At 71.3% G+C, this 15,034-nt stretch carries 13 protein-coding genes and 1 pseudogene; 8 read left to right on the top strand and 6 right to left on the bottom strand.

The genetic code is table 11. The features are described from left to right. Positions 1–51 precede the first annotated feature (51 nt). The gene (locus tag AB0947_RS23025; protein ID WP_366752205.1) at positions 52–282 is read left to right on the top strand and encodes a hypothetical protein; all 231 of its coding nucleotides are present in this window, start codon (positions 52–54) and stop codon (positions 280–282) included. Between the two features lie 121 nt (positions 283–403). Here the strand turns inward: AB0947_RS23025 and AB0947_RS23020 are convergent, their stop codons facing one another. Continuing rightward, entirely contained in the window at positions 404–1,873 is a 1,470-nt protein-coding gene (locus AB0947_RS23020) for a DHA2 family efflux MFS transporter permease subunit (RefSeq protein ID WP_366752345.1), read from the bottom strand. 91 nt (positions 1,874–1,964) lie between these two features. Between AB0947_RS23020 and AB0947_RS23015 the strand changes: the two genes are divergently transcribed. Further along, positions 1,965–2,396 (top strand): MarR family transcriptional regulator, encoded by a 432-nt coding sequence (locus tag AB0947_RS23015; protein WP_366752204.1) that lies wholly within the window; start codon positions 1,965–1,967, stop codon positions 2,394–2,396. A 152-nt stretch (positions 2,397–2,548) separates the two neighbouring features. Here the strand turns inward: AB0947_RS23015 and AB0947_RS23010 are convergent, their stop codons facing one another. Beyond that, entirely contained in the window at positions 2,549–3,298 is a 750-nt protein-coding gene (locus AB0947_RS23010) for a helix-turn-helix domain-containing protein (RefSeq protein WP_366752203.1), read from the bottom strand. A gap of 235 nt (positions 3,299–3,533) precedes the next feature. Between AB0947_RS23010 and AB0947_RS23005 the strand changes: the two genes are divergently transcribed. Further along, positions 3,534–4,199: a DUF4097 family beta strand repeat-containing protein gene (locus tag AB0947_RS23005; RefSeq protein ID WP_366752202.1), complete on the top strand. Its 666-nt coding sequence runs from the start codon at positions 3,534–3,536 to the stop codon at positions 4,197–4,199. 19 nt (positions 4,200–4,218) lie between these two features. Here AB0947_RS23005 and AB0947_RS23000 read toward each other — a convergent pair whose 3' ends face one another. The 4 genes from AB0947_RS23000 to AB0947_RS22985 form a co-directional block, all read right to left on the bottom strand. Further along, positions 4,219–4,743: a DinB family protein gene (locus AB0947_RS23000; RefSeq protein ID WP_366752201.1), complete on the bottom strand. Its 525-nt coding sequence runs from the start codon at positions 4,741–4,743 to the stop codon at positions 4,219–4,221. 328 nt (positions 4,744–5,071) lie between these two features. Then, complete coding sequence (locus AB0947_RS22995; RefSeq protein ID WP_030651808.1) at positions 5,072–5,443, bottom strand: nuclear transport factor 2 family protein; 372 nt, start codon at positions 5,441–5,443, stop codon at positions 5,072–5,074. A gap of 32 nt (positions 5,444–5,475) precedes the next feature. Further along, entirely contained in the window at positions 5,476–6,189 is a 714-nt protein-coding gene (locus AB0947_RS22990; RefSeq protein WP_366752200.1) for an SDR family oxidoreductase, read from the bottom strand. A gap of 128 nt (positions 6,190–6,317) precedes the next feature. Continuing rightward, positions 6,318–7,256 (bottom strand): LysR family transcriptional regulator, encoded by a 939-nt coding sequence (locus AB0947_RS22985; RefSeq protein ID WP_366752199.1) that lies wholly within the window; start codon positions 7,254–7,256, stop codon positions 6,318–6,320. Positions 7,257–8,637: 1,381 nt separating this feature from the next. Here AB0947_RS22985 and AB0947_RS22980 point away from each other — a divergent pair. The 5 genes and pseudogenes from AB0947_RS22980 to AB0947_RS22960 all read left to right on the top strand — a co-directional run. Beyond that, positions 8,638–10,655 (top strand): annotated as a pseudogene (locus AB0947_RS22980) (S8 family serine peptidase); the annotation flags it as partial. Between the two features lie 216 nt (positions 10,656–10,871). Continuing rightward, complete coding sequence (locus AB0947_RS22975; protein ID WP_366752344.1) at positions 10,872–11,768, top strand: hypothetical protein; 897 nt, start codon at positions 10,872–10,874, stop codon at positions 11,766–11,768. Between the two features lie 872 nt (positions 11,769–12,640). Further along, entirely contained in the window at positions 12,641–13,741 is a 1,101-nt protein-coding gene (locus AB0947_RS22970; RefSeq protein WP_366752198.1) for an FAD-dependent oxidoreductase, read from the top strand. A gap of 246 nt (positions 13,742–13,987) precedes the next feature. Further along, complete coding sequence (locus AB0947_RS22965) at positions 13,988–14,821, top strand: aldo/keto reductase (protein ID WP_366752197.1); 834 nt, start codon at positions 13,988–13,990, stop codon at positions 14,819–14,821. Then, positions 14,818–15,015, top strand: coding sequence for a hypothetical protein (locus AB0947_RS22960; protein WP_366752196.1), 198 nt, complete (start codon positions 14,818–14,820; stop codon positions 15,013–15,015). Before AB0947_RS22965 ends, AB0947_RS22960 begins: the two co-directional genes overlap by 4 nt. Positions 15,016–15,034 lie beyond the last annotated feature (19 nt).

Genomic DNA, 15,034 nt, shown 5'->3' with positions numbered 1-15,034 from the left:
GGTCCTTGTCCTCGCGTGCTGACGGGCCGTCGGCGTTTCTACGATCAGTCCGTGAGGGATACTCCGAAGCAGTGGACCGTGCGCCACTTCTCGCAGGCCAACCCCGCCGGCCCCGGCTGCGACAGCGTCCCGACTCTCCTGCGGAGGCCGGCGGATGCCGTCGAGGCGTTGGGCCCGGCCGGGATCCAGGACGTGGTGATCTCGTCGGAGACGACCGAGCACGGCCCCTGGTGGTCGGGAACCGTCTACTCCCATCGGCCCGAGGACGAGGACGAGGACTGACGTCCGGCCTTCACCGGCGCCCGGCTGCGCGGTGAGGGCGTGCCTTCCCGCGGCTCCGGGCGCCCGGCATACGGCTCACCCGCAACGCCGGGCCCGTGTCCAACCCCCGCCCCGGGGACGGTCAGGAGCCGACCCGGTCGCGTCGGCGCCCGCGGACAGCGGGCCGGCCGGTTGCGGTCCCGGTCCCGCCGCCGCGGGCGGCGGCGCGGGCGGGGCCGTCGGGCAGGGTGAAGGTGAAGACCGCCGTCGCCGCCGCGATCGCGGCGAGGGCGAGGTACGCGTGCTGGTACGCGGTGACGGGTGGTGCCGCGCCGGCGTCCGGCGCGGTGCCGAGGACGAGGGCCGTGGTCACCGCGGCCGGCGCGAGCGCGCCGCCGGTCTGGCGGACGACGGTGTTGAGCATGGTGGCCTGCGCGAGGTCCGCCCGGTCGACGGTGGCCAGGGAGGCGACCGTGGTCGGTATGAAGAAGCAGCCGATCGCGGCCCCGAACAGGAACATGTAGCACCGGAAGGTCCACAGGCCGGTGTCCGCGTCGCAGCCGGCGAGGAGCACCAGCACCGCGCCGACTCCGGTCATGCCGCAGCCGACGATCAGGCGCGGACCGACCCTGGCGTACAGGACGCCGACGATCTGCACGGTCAGCAGGACGCCGAACGCCTCGGGGAAGGTGGTCAGTCCGGACTCCAGCGCCGTGCGGCCCTGGGCCTGCTGGAGGAAGAGGGGGCTCAGGTACAGGGCGCCCATGATGGGGACGAGACCGACCAGATTGATCAGGTTGGTGTCCCGGAAGAGCCGGTCGGTGAACAGCCCGAGCCGCAGCAGGGGGTGGGCGGTGCGCAGTTCGACGGCGACGGCGGCGGCCAGCAGCACCGCTCCGAGGACGAGGGAGACCAGGACGGCGGGCGAGGTCCAGCCGCGGTTGGGTCCCTCGCTGACGCCGAACATCGCGGTGCCCAGCGCCCCCGCGCTCAGCAGCAGGCCCGGCAGGTCGAAGCGGCCCGGCCGGCCGCCGCGGTCACCGGCGAGGAACAGCGCGCCGAACAGCACGGCCGGCAGGCCGACCGGCAGATTGACGTAGAAGACCCACCGCCACGACAGGTGGTCCACCAGCAGCCCGCCCAGCACGGGGGCCGCGGCCGGGGCGATCTGCTGCGGAATGATCATGTAGCGGGAGATGCGCACCTGCTCGGCAGAGTCGAAGGTGCCGAACAGCAGCGCGGCGGAGGCCGGGAAGAGGACGCCGGCCGACAGCCCCTGTACGGCACGGTACGCGACGAGCTGGCCGAGCCCGGCCGCCGCCCCGCACAGCAGCGACGAGCCGAGGAAACCGGCCAGGGCGGTCAGCAGGACGCGTTTGCCGCCGAAGCGTTCGACCAGCCAGGCCGAGGCCGGTATGGCCATGGCCAGGCAGACCGGGTAGACGACGACCACCCCGTCCAGCGCGGCGGTGGTCAGCCGGAACTGACGGGCGATCGAGGGCAGGGCCACCGTCGTGATCGCTCCGTCGACGATCGCGATGAACGTCACGCTGACGCACACGACGGGGACGACCAGGCGCTGGCTGATGCGGGCGGGCAGGGCGGACAGCACGGAGTGACGTCGGCGCATATGCTGAGCATACGCACTATGTGCTTACTCAGCATATGGCTTCCATACTGCGGGACAGGGGAGACTGGGCACCATGGCAGTGCAGGGCAGCAGCGACATCCTGATCGACGAGCTGTACGAGACGACGTACCGGCTACGGCAGTTCGTGGAGGCCCGGTTGCGGGAGAAGGGGGCCTCGGTGGCCCGGCTGCGCGCCATGCGCATGCTGGCCCAGGCCCAGAAGCCGCTGCGGATGCGGGACCTGAGCGAGATGGCGGGCATCGCGGCCCGTACCGCCACCACGATCGTGGACAGCCTTGAGCGTGACGGCCTCGTGGAGCGGGTGCGCCACCCGCAGGACCGGCGCGCCTTCCTGGTCCGGCTCACCGAGGAGGGGCTGCGCTGCCACCGCGAGGCGGAGGAGATCGACCGCCTCTCCCTCGCCGAGGCGACCGCCGCCCTGGACGCGGACGACCGGGTACACCTGCGGGCCCTGCTGGGGCGCATCCGCGACCACACCGTCTGACGGCGACGCCCCGGCCGGGTGGGGTCGGCCTACGGGAGGGGGCATTCCGGTGGCGGTGGTGGGCCGGGTGCCGTCGGCGGCTGGGCGCGCCGTCAGTGGTGGCGGGGCCGGCCCTGGCCGCCGGTCAGGTGTCGGCTGTCGGCTGTCAGGTGTCAGCTGTCAGCCGGGACTGCCGTGTCGTTCGGGGCGGTCGCGGGTTTCGTGTGGAGGACTTCGCGGGCCTGCTCGGCGGCGCGGGTGATGCTCTCGCTGATGAAGTCGAGGAAGCGGGCGACGTTCTCCAGGCGGTTGGCGGCGGGGGTGTGGGGACCGAGGACGGCGACGCCTCGGCGTGCGGTCTCGACGAGTCGGTCGTTGGCGCGGGCGCTGGCGATCGTCGCCTGGTAGAAGAGCTCGTCGTCGACGACGTAGCGGTCGCGGCGGCGTTCGTCGCGTTCCCGGCGGACCAGGCTCTGGCCCTCCAGGAAGGTGATCGCCTTGGAGACGGACGCCGGGCTGACCTGGAGGCGCCGGGCGAGTTCGGACGCGGTGAGGCTGCCCGCGTCGGTGGTGAACAGGCAGGTCAGCACCCGGGCCGTCATCTTGGGCAGGCCCGAGGCCATGAGGACGGTGGTGAGCGTCTCCTCGTACTCGGCCACGGCCTCGGCGTCGCGTCCGTGCGGCTGGGGGACCGACTGCGGGTCCCGGGAGGAGGCGGGCCCGCGCCGGCGTGCGCGGCGTTCGGTGGCACGGTGGGCCAGCTCGGCGCGGTAGGCGGTGGGGCCGCCGTTGCGCATCACCTCACGGGTGATCGTGGAGGTGGGACGGCCGAGGCGCCTGGCGATCTCGGCGTAGGCGAGGCCGTCGGCCAGGCCCAGCGCGATCTGCCGGCGTTCCTGCTGGGTGAGCCTGCCTCCCGGCAACGGGGCCTCCTCGGGGATGCGTCACGGCGTTCGGTGATCCCCAGCATAGCGTTCACCTCGCGCTCATTGCAACGACATTGGAAGGGGTCGTTGCGTTGTCGGCGAGCTCATTGCAACACTTTAAGTAGTCTGACCTGCTGTACTGCTACTTCTATGCAACAAGTACGTTGCCAGTATCTGGAAAGCAACGTAGCTTTTCCAATGTCGGAAACAACAGCGAACACGGGAGAGCACGATGCAGAAGTTCGACACCCCCGCCCCGGTCTCCGCCGTCGTCGACATCCCGGCCGGGCGCGTCCAGTTCATCGCCTCGGACCGCGCCGACACCACCGTCGAGGTCCTGCCCGCCGACCCCTCCAAGTCCCGGGACACCAAGGCCGCCGAGCAGACCACCGTCGCCTACGCCGACGGCGTCCTGCGGATCACGGCCCCGGCCGGCGGCAAGCAGCTCTTCGGTCCCTCCGGCTCCCTGGAGGTCACCGTCCAGCTGCCCGCCGGCTCCGACGTCGAGGGCAAGGCCGCCGGCGCCGAGTTCCGGGGAGTCGGACGCCTCGGCGACGTCGCCTTCGACGGCGCGTACCGCCGGTTCAAGGTCGACGAGGCCGCGAGCGTCCGCCTCACCGTGGTCGACGGCGACGTGGAGGTCGGCCGGCTGAACGGGTCGGCGGACATCAGCACCGCCAGGGGCGACATCCGGGTCGACGAGGCCGCGAAGGGAACGGTCGTGCTCCGCACCCAGTCCGGCGACATCTCGGTCGCCGCCGCCAACGGCGTCTCGGCGGCCCTGGACGCCGAAACCGGCCTCGGCCGCGTCCACAACGCCCTCAGGAACGACGGCACCACCGCACTGGACATCCGCGCCACCACCTCCCACGGGGACATCTCCGCCCGGAGCCTGTGAGGGAGCGGCCCAGGCGTCGCTAGGTCGTCAGGACCAGCCAGCGGTGGCCGTCGATGAGCTCGCGGGCCGCGTCGAGGTGGCCGGCGTGGCAGGCGGTCTCGGTGATGACGTGCAGCAGGACGTCGCGCAGGGTGTGCAGGTGCGGTTCACCGAACAGGCCGTGGGGCCACCAGGCCGGTCCGGCGTCGGCAGGGGTCACGCTGATCACGGCATCGGCGCGTTCCGTCTCCTGCCGGTACCGGTCGAACACGTCGACGGCCGGCACCCCCGGTCCCACCTTCCACGCTTCGTCCCCGCTCGTCAGACCGCGGATGACCTCCTCGTTCCCGGCGACGACCGCGCGGAACCAGAACCGCTCCACGTCCAGCGTGAGGTGCTGGACCAGCCCCAGGCAGTGCCATCCGGAGGGCAGCACGGGCCGTCGCAGATCCTCGGCGTCGAGCCCTTCGAGGATGCCGAGGACGTGGCGCCGCTGTCCGTCCAGGACGCGGAGCAGTGCGCCGACCTCACCGTCCGGAGTCTTTTCGCTCAAACTTTCGATCACGGTCGCCAGGATCCCCCAATCCGAGCGGTCACGCAGGGAGTTGTCCGAAGTCGCCTTCCGCGCGGTCCGCAGGGCTCGGGCCGCTGCCGGAGGTCCCTCGGGCAGGTCCGGGCGCGCCACGCGAGGGGCGCCCTGCGAGCCCCGCGCACGTGGCCACCGCAATACGAGTGAGACTCGGGCCACGGAGAAGGAGCCGCTGACAGCGCGGGTACGCCGCACCGGTCACCCCGCTCAGGGGGCACGGTGCGGCGTAACCCGGGTGTGAAGCGCCCATTGAGTGGGCGTCGGCATGCGCCAGAGACGAGGCCGGTTCAACTGGCCGAACAGGCTAATCCAGACGGGATACCTGATAGTGGCCGATGGACCAGTCGTCCCCTGTGCGGACGACGAGGACGGAGAGTTTCACGTCCAGCGGGGGCCGGTCCGTGAACGAGAACTCGACGGCGAGGTAGCCGAGGACGAGGTCGTCGGCGTGCCGCCTGGTCTCGAGGATCCGGTATGCCGCCTTCATGCCGAGGGGCTGGGAGTCGTAGTAGTCGGCTACGCCCTGGCGTCCGACGCTGTAGGGGTGCAGCCCCTGGAAGACGGCGTCCTCGGTGAAGAGGGCGGCGACGCGGTCGGGCTGGTGCGCGTCGACCGCGGCCTTCCACTGGTCGAGCACTCCGCTCAGGATCTCCGCGTCGTCGGTCGTGGCGGTCATGTCCACTCCTTGGTCCAGGACTCGGTGTACGGTCAGTGTCCGGCGCTCATGCCGCCGTCGACGTGCAGGATCTCGCCGGTGACGAACGGCGCCGTCTCCAGGAAGAGCACTCCGTCGACGATGTCGCTCACCTCACCCATCCGGCCGACCGGGTGCAGGGCGGCGAGGAACTCGTGGGTCTCCTCGGGGTGCATGGGGGTCTTGATGGTGCCGGGCGACACGGCGTTGACGCGGATGCCCCGGGTGGCGTACTCGATCGCCAGGGACTTGGTCGCGGACTGCAGGCCACCCTTGGTCAGCGAGGCGAGGACGGAGGGGACCCGGGCGTCCGGACTGTCCACCAGGCTGGTGGTGACGCTCACGATGTGCCCGCCGCCCTGGGCGAGCAGGTGCGGGATGGCCTGCTGGGTGAGGTGGAAGAAGCCGGCGACGTTGATGCTGGTCACGCTGGCGTAGTCCTCGGCCGTGTAGTCGGTGAAGGGCTTCGCGACGAAGATGCCCGCGTTGTTGACCACGGTGTCGATACGGCCGAACCGCTCGAGTGCCGCGGTGACGACCCGCTCGGCGGTCGCCGGCTCGGCGATGTCGCCCTGTACGGTCAGGACGTCGGCGTCGTCGGCGGGGGCGATGGTGCGCGAGGTGGCGACGACGCCGTAGCCGAGCTTGCGGTAGCCCTGGACGAGGGCGGCGCCGATGCCCTGCGAGGCGCCGGTGATGATCGCGACCTTCTGGTGCTGTGTGCTCATGCTGACCTTCTCCGAACAGGATGACCGATCACTAGCCGACCGGTCGACTATTTGAAGGTAGGCCGGGCGATTCGGCAGTGGAAGGACCGGGTTCCTACCACCTGGGAGGCACAGCCTCCCACCGCACGTCAGGCGGGGATCGCGTACGGATCGTCGGCGGGCAGCCAGGCGTCCGGAGCGTGGATCCCGAGGTCGCCGACGCCGTCGCACAGGGCGTCGACGGCGGCGAGGACTCCGGGACGGTCCTCGCTCGCGCGCCAGACCAGGGACCAGGTCCAGTAGACCTTCGGCGCGACGATCTCGCGGCGGACCAGGTCGGGCGGGAGCGGAGCGGTCTGCCCCTTGGGTGAGTTGAGGACTGGGCGGGCGCAGCGGCGGACGTGGTCGAAGAAGGCGGGGCCGGTGATGGCACCATCGGAGATGCGCACTACGCGGGCCCCGGTGACCTGCGTCAGTTCCTCGGCGTACACGTTCCAGGACGCCCAGGAGGTGATGTCATCGTCAATCAGTACATCGGTGTCCCGGGCCGCCACATCCGGTGGGTCGCTGGTGTCGCCGCCCTTCTCGACGGCATAGAGGCGGTCGGCGCCGATCAGTCGTGCCCGCAACCCGAGCCGCTCGAGGTCCTCGGCGCGCACCCAGCAGACGGCGAGGTCGAGGCTGCCGTCGGCGACCCGCGCGGCCTGGGTGTGCGAGGGGGCGACCCAGGCGTCCAGGTGCACTCGGGCCACTGCGGCCGTCCGCGAAGTCAGGTCCGGCGGCAGCCAGTTGACGTACCCGAGCCGAACCGACTCCGAGCCCGACAGTCGGCCGGCCTGGCGCTTGAGGTCGTCGGCCCGCTCCAGCAGGGCACGGGTGTGCGGGAGCAGCGCGGCGCCGGCCGGGGTGAGGGAGACCGAGCGGCGGTTACGATCGAACAGCCGGACGCCCAGGTCCCGTTCGAGCGCCTTGATCTGCTGGGAGAGCGAGGGGCCCGCGATGAGCAACCGCTCGGCGGCCCGGCCGAAGTTCAGTTCCTCGGCGACGGCGACGAAATAACGCAGTTGGCGCAGTTCCACGCGCGCCATGCTACGCGCGCCGGGGGCCGCGCCTCTCAGCGGCGAGGCGGCCGGTCATGCCATCGGTGCCGGCCTCGGGCGCACGAATGCCTCACCGGCGACCGCGGGGGTACATCGTGCGAGAGCTCCTGGCCGAGATCACCGTGAGCGTCCCCGACGACACGAGGTTGACCAGCGGCAAGCCGTGCGACGGAACTGCCGGCCATGGCGATCGGGCCCGGCTGCGGCGCCCGGTGGGCGAGTTCCGCGCCATCGGCGTGTGGCGGGCCGACGACGAGGAGGAGTTCCACCAGGGTGCTTCGCATCCGGCCGCTGCGCCCATGGACGACGCTCATCGCCCCTTGTTTGGAGTCCCATGCCGACGACCGGGCCGGGTCGACGGCGTCCGATTGCCGCCCAGGTCCCCTGAGCCCATGCCGCCAGGCCGGCCGCCACGCCCGATCGCGGGAATGGGCGCCGCCCCTTTTCGCCCAGGCCCCGATCCAGCCTGCTGATGCACGCTTGGACAGGGCTGCCCGCGGCTGCCGGCGCTGACCCGGACACTGCCAACTACTCCGGCTGTCTCCTCGGCGCACTCGCGGGCGACCGGCCCGACACAAGCCGCGCCGCCCTCTCCCTCTGATACGGCATCGCCGTCCCGGCCAGCCGTGTGATCAGAACGCCGAGATCAGGACTCCCCCAGGCCCGGCCCGCTTGTCGCGCGCTGTCCAGAGAGGGGCGGGGTGGTGGCGGGGCATCTGCCGGACAAGCCAGTCGGCTTGGGTGTGCACGAGCATCGAACAGGAGCGTGACCGAGGAACCACCATCTCGGAGAGACACGTCAACGATAGCCTGAGACAGCCCTGTTGGCCCGGTCTTCGGCCACCGCGACAGGGGTCGGCACATGACGAGTCGCGTCCCGTCCCTACCCTCGCTCACGGCCCGGTACCGGCCCTGACCCATCGAGCCGTGGACTCTCCCCGCCGGCGCCACCAGGCTGCGCGGGGCTCGCAGAGGGGGTCTCCCGGGTCTGGTCAGTGGGTCCACTCGGGCTCGTCTGCGGCGCTCGCGACGGGGGCGGCGGCCCTGGAAGGTGGGGCGGGCCGTTCCGCCATTCACCTCGTACAGGTGCGGTCCACGCATTCCACGGACGCGAGAACCGAGCTTCGGCTCGCGGGACTTTCGTGACCTGTTGGTCCGCGCCCGGAACCAGCTGGGCGGTCCGATCGTGCTCGTTCGGGACACCGTCCGCATGCAACGGCCACTGTGGCCACGCAAGCATCTGAAACAGCCGGTAACACGTCGTTAACTGACGTCAAGTTAGGTAGATCGCGCTCCCCCCTCACATCCCGGGAGAGAGCGTCGACGTCCATGGGATCGCTCCCATCAGGGAGCTACTGGAAGGAGTCTCGTGGGTACGAGCAGACGAGCCCACCGACGGAGGCTGGCCATACCCCTGCTGGCCTTCGTCCTGGCCGGCGGCGGCACGGTCGCCACCGGTGGTACCGCAACGGCGGCAGCCGACGGGCCGGACACCTCGGTGGGAAGCGGTGTCAGTTCTGGGCTGCGACCCGGCGGAGACCGGGTCGACCTGACCGGGGGCGCAGGCCGGTTCAGACCGCGCCAGACCGGTAAGTCCGAGGCGAACGACAAGCAAAAGCCCTCCGGCCGCACTCCGTACATCGTGCAGCTCGCCGAGGAACCTGTGGCGACGTACACGGGCCGGCTCTCGGGGCTGGCCCGGACCCGCCCGGCACCGGGCGAGCCGCTGGAACCGCAGTCGGGGGCGGCGAAGGCGTACCGGAAGCACCTCGGTACCCAGCGGACGGCCGTGGCCAAAGCAGCCGGCGTCACGGTCGACGAGGTGTACACCACGGCCCTCAACGGATTCTCCGCCACGCTGACCCCCGCGCAGGTCGAGGAGTTGAAGGCGGACAAGCGGGTCCGCTCGGTCACCGAGTCCCAGGTGGTCGGTACCAGCCAGGCGTCTCCTGGTGACACCACGCCGCAGCCGACGACCGGCACGGCGACGGGCACGGCGACGGGCACCGCCGGAACAGCGAGGACCGGGGCGTCCGCCACCGGCGCCCGGGCAGCCGGCTCAACGACGGCCGGCGCGCAGAGGTCCGCCGCGCGGAAGCCGGGCCGAAGCACCGGCGCCGGGGTCGTGATAGGCGTCCTGGACACCGGGATCTGGCCGGAGAGCGCGTCGTTCGCCAAGCGGATACCGACGGCCCCGGCGGGCTGGCACGGCACCTGCCAGACCGGCTACACCTTCGCCGCCCAGCACTGCAACGGCAAGATCCTCGGCGCCCGGTACTTCGCCGACACCTTCCTCGCGGCGTCGGGCGGCACACTGCCCGAGGGTGAGGTGCTCTCCCCCCGGGACATGGTCGGGCACGGTACGCACACGGCGTCCACCGCGGCCGGCCTGCCCGTCGACAACGTCACCATCTCGGGGCGGAACTTCGGTTCGGTCTCCGGTGTGGCCCCGGACGCGCGGATCGCCGTCTACAAGGTCCTCTGGGGCGGCTCGGATACGACGCCGACATCATCGCGGGCATCGACGCTGCGGTCGCCGACGGCGTACAGGTGCTCAACTACTCGATCGGAACGCAGTTCGGGGACAGCGAGCCCAACACCCCGATAGGCCAGGCCTTCCTCAACGCCACGCTGGCCGGAGTCTTCGTCACGGCCGCGGCCGGCAACTCCGGCTTCAGCAGCGCGGTCAGCAACACCCAGCCGTGGGTCACCACAGTCGGCGCGGCGGTGACCCACGTGAACGAGGGAACCGTCCGGCTCGGCGACGGCACCTCGATCACCGGCGCCTCGCTGGACGTGCTCCCCGGCGGCCGATCCCTGCCGCTGGTCTTCGGCGAGCAGGCCGGCACCTTGGAGGAGGGCTCGGCGTACTGCGAGCCCGGCAGCCTGGACCCGGCGAAGGTGAAGGGCAAGGTGGTCGCCTGCGCCCTGGACAGCCCCTACGGCGCGGTGGAGGAGCTCAAAGCCAAGCACGCGGCGGCAATGGTCCTCTTCGACCCCAATGGCAACTTCCGGGTCAACAGCATCTACGACTTCCCGGTGCTCTACCTGAACACCAGGGACCAGGCCGGCAAGATCTTCAACTACCTGATGAGGCACCCGACCGACGGCACCGCACGGCTCACTTCGAGCAGCCACGGCTCCGGTGCCCCAGCTGCGCCGACCATCGCGGACTACTCTTCGACAGGGCCGGACAAGACGCACCCCGGGCTGATGAAGCCCGACCTGGTCGCCCCCGGCAGCGACATCATCGCGGCCGTCTCCCCGCCGGGAAACTTCGGCCGGCAGTACGACGCGTACTCGGGTACCTCGATGGCGACCCCGCACGTGGCCGGTGCGGCCGCGATCCTGCGGGCCGAGCATCCCGGCTGGTCGCCCGGCGCGGTCGCCTCGGCGTTGCACACCACGGCCGGCACCGTCGGCGACACCAGCCCGCTGGCCCAGGGCAGCGGACTGCCGTCGCTGAAGCGGGCCGCCGATCCGGGACTGGTCATCGAGCCGGACGCCAGGAGTCTGACCGCCTTCAGCGAAGCGGCTCAGCCCGACGGCCGCGAGCTGAACCTGCCGTCGATCGGGCTGCGTGACTACGACGGCACCAAACCGGTGGTGCTGACCCGCAAGCTGACCAACGTCGGCGGCAAGCGGGAGACGTACCACGCCTCGACGAGCGGGCTGGAGGGCATGCGGGTGAGCGTCGCACCGGCAACGGTGACGGTGGCACCGGGTGAGACCGCCTCGGTCACCATCACGCTGCGGCGCGGCAGCGCACCGTGGGACCGCTACGTCACCGGCGCGATCACCTGGCGTGGCACCGCTCACCAGGTGAGGATTCCGGTCGCCGCGCGCCCGTGGGGCATCTCGCCCCGGCAGTACGACGACAACCTGGAAGAGTTCGGCCGGCTCGCCGACGGCACCTACGGCATGTTCGAGCCGGGCTTCACCGGCCCGGTCTCCGGCCGGTCGACCGGCTACGCCCCCATGCAGCGGGAGTCGTACTCGATGCGGACCAGGGTCAGCGGCGGGGTCTTCGACCGGAAGGCCCTCGGGGTGCAGGCGCACTCCTTCAAGGTGCCGGCGGGCAGCGCCGGGATCGTCGTGGATACCGCGACCGACGACCCGGACACCAACCTCGACCTCTGGCTGTACAGGGGCGACAAGCTGGTCTACCGGAGCGCCGCCAGTTGGAGCAGCTCCGAGCGGGCCTGGGTCTTCATGCCGGAAGCGGGCACGTACACGGCGTACGTCTTCGCACAGGACTCCCGTAGCCCGGTCGTCGACTACCGGCTCGGCCACGTCGTCCTCGGCCGCGACGGCCACTACGCGCCGGCGACGCTGGGACTGCCGACCGCGGTGGAGCGCGGCACGACACCGCAGTACAAACTGCGGCCGAACGCTCCGCTGAAGCCTGACGTCGAGTACTGGGCGTACACCGAACTGAGCACCAACGGGCGGGTGATCCCGGGTCAGTTGGTGTCCACGAACCAGGACTCCTGGGAGTGACACGGTAATCCCCCGGGGGCCGTGGCTCCCGAGCGAGCCGGTGGGGCGGGGCCGAGCGGCTCCCGCCCCACCGGCGCGCTCACGTCCCGGGCTCCACGGAGCCGGCGTCCCGCTCCTCGGCGCAATGGCACAGCGAGTCGCCCGCCGCAGGCCCCCGCAGCCAGCCGGGCGGGGGCTTCCTCGGGTTGCGCGCGGGCAGCGGAAGCGGCCCTGGCTGTTTCCCTTTCCGTGCGGGCGCCGGTCGGCGCCTGGTCGGGCGGGTCAGGACTGGTCCGGGGCGATGTCGTACCCGAATCCCGAGGGCGTGCGGCCTGGCGCGGTAGCCGAAGGCGTCGAGGACGCTGCCGAGCGCGAGGTGCGTCGTCGCGCGGGTGGTCTCGTACCGGGCGACCACGTCCTCGCCTTGGCGGCCGGCCTCCCGCATGTCCAGCGCGGCCTCGCCACGGTTGCCGCCTGGCGGGAGGCGGGCCGCGGCGGGGTGACGGTGGCTGTCTGTTCGCTGCGCACGGATACGGAGCTTGCCGCTGCCAGGGCGCGCTGCACCACCGATGCCCGGCGGGCCCGCAGTGCCCTGGAGAACACCGAACGGCGCGCCGCCGGGGAACCGTGCCCATGGCCGCTGGAGAGCTGCCAGAGAGCCGTCTGGCGGCGTTGGAGGCCATCGACGCGGGCGGTCGCTGTCCGGGGGTGGCCGGTTGACATATTCCGGACCGGTGTGAGGCTGAAGGAGACACGGTTCCGCCGTCGCGTCACGTAGAGCCTGACGACGCCGCCCACCGGGTCCAGTCACCCACCAGTTCGCGGCGGCGACGGATGAACTTGATTCCTGCTCCGCAGGGGGACAGCTCCGGAACGCGAAGTGAGGCGATCGAATGGACCGGGTTCCCGACGTGGCCGTGGTAGGAGCCGGCATCGTCGGCCTCTGCACCGCCTATGCACTGGCCGAACGCGGAACGACGGCGCGGGTGTACGAAAGCGGCGTTCCAGGCCACGGACAGTCCGGTGGCCAGTCCCGCATCTTCCGCCACGCGCACGACGACGCCCGCCTGGTCGAATTCGCCCGGCAGGGCCGCGCCGTCTGGAACGAGTGGGCCGACCGGCTGGGCGCCGAAATGATCTCCCATGACGGAGTGGTCGCCCTGGGCGGTCCCGTTCCCGGGAGACTGCGCATTCTGCAGGATGCCGGCGGCATACCGGTCCGGACCGTGGACAGCACCGAGCTTCACGCACGCATGCCGCTGCTCGCCGACTACCGCGGTCCCGCGATGTTCGATGAGGACGGTGGCGCCATCCGCACCCGTGTCGCGGTCGAGAGCCTGGCCAACGCGCTGGGTGACTCCGTGGTCACCGACGAGGTCATCTCGCTGCGTCCGACGCGCCGCGGCACGGTGGAAGTGCTCAGTGCCGTCGGCCGCGAAGAGTACGCAACCGCCGTGGTGTGCGCGGGCCTGGGCACGGCGCGGCTGGCGCGCAGCGTGGGGCTCTCGCTGCCCATTCGGCCGGCAGCCCACGTCCGCCTCACCTTCCAGGTCAGGGGAGCGCCCCCGGAACGGGTCGCCTGCCTCCAGGACAGCAGCGGCGACTTCGGCGAGGTCGGCGTCTACGCGACCCCCTACCCCGGCAACAGCCGATACGCGGTGGGCCTCAGCCAAACGGTCGAGGTACGGGAGGACAGCAGCTTCGCGGACCCCGAAGCACTGGTGGCGCTCAACGACCGCGCCCGCGCGTACGTCTCCCGCGCATTGCCCGGCCTCGACCCCGAGCCTGTCGAGTACCTGCACTGCTGGGTGACAGAGCTGCCGTGGAGCGAAGACGGCATGGCGGTCTGGGAAGCCGACAGGATCTTCTTCACCGCCGGGCACAACCTGTTCAAGCAGGCACCTCGGCTGGGACGGGCATTGGCCAGAGCGGCCATGGCCGGAGAACTCGAGGAGAACCTGCGTCCAGCGGCAACACTCGGTCAGCCCCGCTGAACACTCCGACAGAACTCTCGGAAGATCCCGATCACATCAGTGCGGCGGCGGCAGCGGCGGCAGCAGCGGCAGCCGGGCGACGCGCACGGCGCTGCTGGATGAGCCATGGGCCCAACGGGGAATCTGAACGCGCGCCGCAGGAGAATCCCCTTCCGGTCTGAGAGGATGCCGTTCCGATCCGAGATGTATGTCGTGGTGCAGTGGGTGGTCGGAGGTCTTGGCCACCGTTACATCCAGGAGGAAGCCATGGCGGATCCGCGGACGGTCACCCTTCCTTGCGGGGTCGCGGTCCCGGCGCTCGGTCAGGGCACCTGGGGCATGGGGGAGGATCCCGCGCGCCGCGCGGCCGAGGTGTCGGCCCTGCGCGCCGGGCTGGACCTGGGGATGACCCTCGTCGACACCGCGGAGATGTACGGGGACGGCGCGGCGGAGGAAGTGGTGGCCGAGGCGGTGGCCGGACGGCGGGACGAGGTCTTCCTGGTCAGCAAGGTACTCCCCTCCCACGCGGACGCCGGTGGAGTGGCCGAGGCATGCCGGGGAAGCCTGCGTCGTCTGCGCACGGACCGGATCGATCTGTACCTGCTGCACTGGCGTGGAGCCGTGCCGCTGGAGGAGACGGTCGACGCGTTCGAGTCCCTGGTGCGGGAGGGTGCCATCCGCTCCTGGGGGGTGAGCAACCTGGACGTGGATGATCTCGCGGACCTGCCGCCCGGAGCCCGGCCGCAGACCGACCAGGTGCTGTACAACCTCAGCCGTCGAGGGCCTGAGTACAGTCTGCTGCCCAAGTGCCGTGAACTGTCGATCCCCGTCATGGCGTACTCGCCGGTCGAGCAGGGCCGTCTGCTCGGCCACACGACGCTGCGGGACGTGGCAGCCGCCCACGGTGCGACGCCCGCGCAGATCGCCCTGGCCTGGGTCCTGCGGCACGAGGACGTCATCGCGATCCCGAAGGCGTCCTCCCGCGCACACGTCGAGGAGAACAGAGCGGCTCTGGAGGTGGACCTGACCGCCGAGGACCTCGCGACCCTGGACCGGGCGTTCCCGCCGGTGAGGAGCAAACGGCCGCTGGAAATGCTGTGACACCCCTGCGGCGCGCCCGAGGGGGCTCCCCCGACTCCGGCAAAAAGGACGGAAGCATCCGCGCGGACGCCGACCCCGGCGACTTCCTCCAGCTCACCGGAGCACTGTGGCGAGCCGCGTCCGGCCCCGAGGACCGGTCGCCCCGCATGCTCGCGCTCATCCTCGACGGGCTCCGCACACAGCCGCAGCGGTAGAGGACGATCGAGAAGAGGA

The organism is Streptomyces sp. NPDC047841, assembly GCF_040704085.1.
Taxonomy (GTDB): Bacteria; Actinomycetota; Actinomycetes; order Streptomycetales; family Streptomycetaceae; genus Streptomyces; species Streptomyces argyrophylli.
The sequence above is the reverse complement of the archived record's forward strand: the minus strand, read 5'-3'. Positions and strand labels throughout refer to the sequence as shown.

Coding starts and splice junctions, on each gene's coding strand:
- AB0947_RS22990 (WP_366752200.1), bottom strand. CDS start 6,189: ATGAGCACACAGCACCAGAAGGTCGCGATCATCACCGGCGCCTCGCAG.
- AB0947_RS22970 (WP_366752198.1), top strand. CDS start 12,641: ATGGACCGGGTTCCCGACGTGGCCGTGGTAGGAGCCGGCATCGTCGGC.
- AB0947_RS23005 (WP_366752202.1), top strand. CDS start 3,534: ATGCAGAAGTTCGACACCCCCGCCCCGGTCTCCGCCGTCGTCGACATC.
- AB0947_RS22985 (WP_366752199.1), bottom strand. CDS start 7,256: ATGGCGCGCGTGGAACTGCGCCAACTGCGTTATTTCGTCGCCGTCGCC.
- AB0947_RS23015 (WP_366752204.1), top strand. CDS start 1,965: ATGGCAGTGCAGGGCAGCAGCGACATCCTGATCGACGAGCTGTACGAG.
- AB0947_RS22965 (WP_366752197.1), top strand. CDS start 13,988: ATGGCGGATCCGCGGACGGTCACCCTTCCTTGCGGGGTCGCGGTCCCG.
- AB0947_RS22995 (WP_030651808.1), bottom strand. CDS start 5,443: ATGACCGCCACGACCGACGACGCGGAGATCCTGAGCGGAGTGCTCGAC.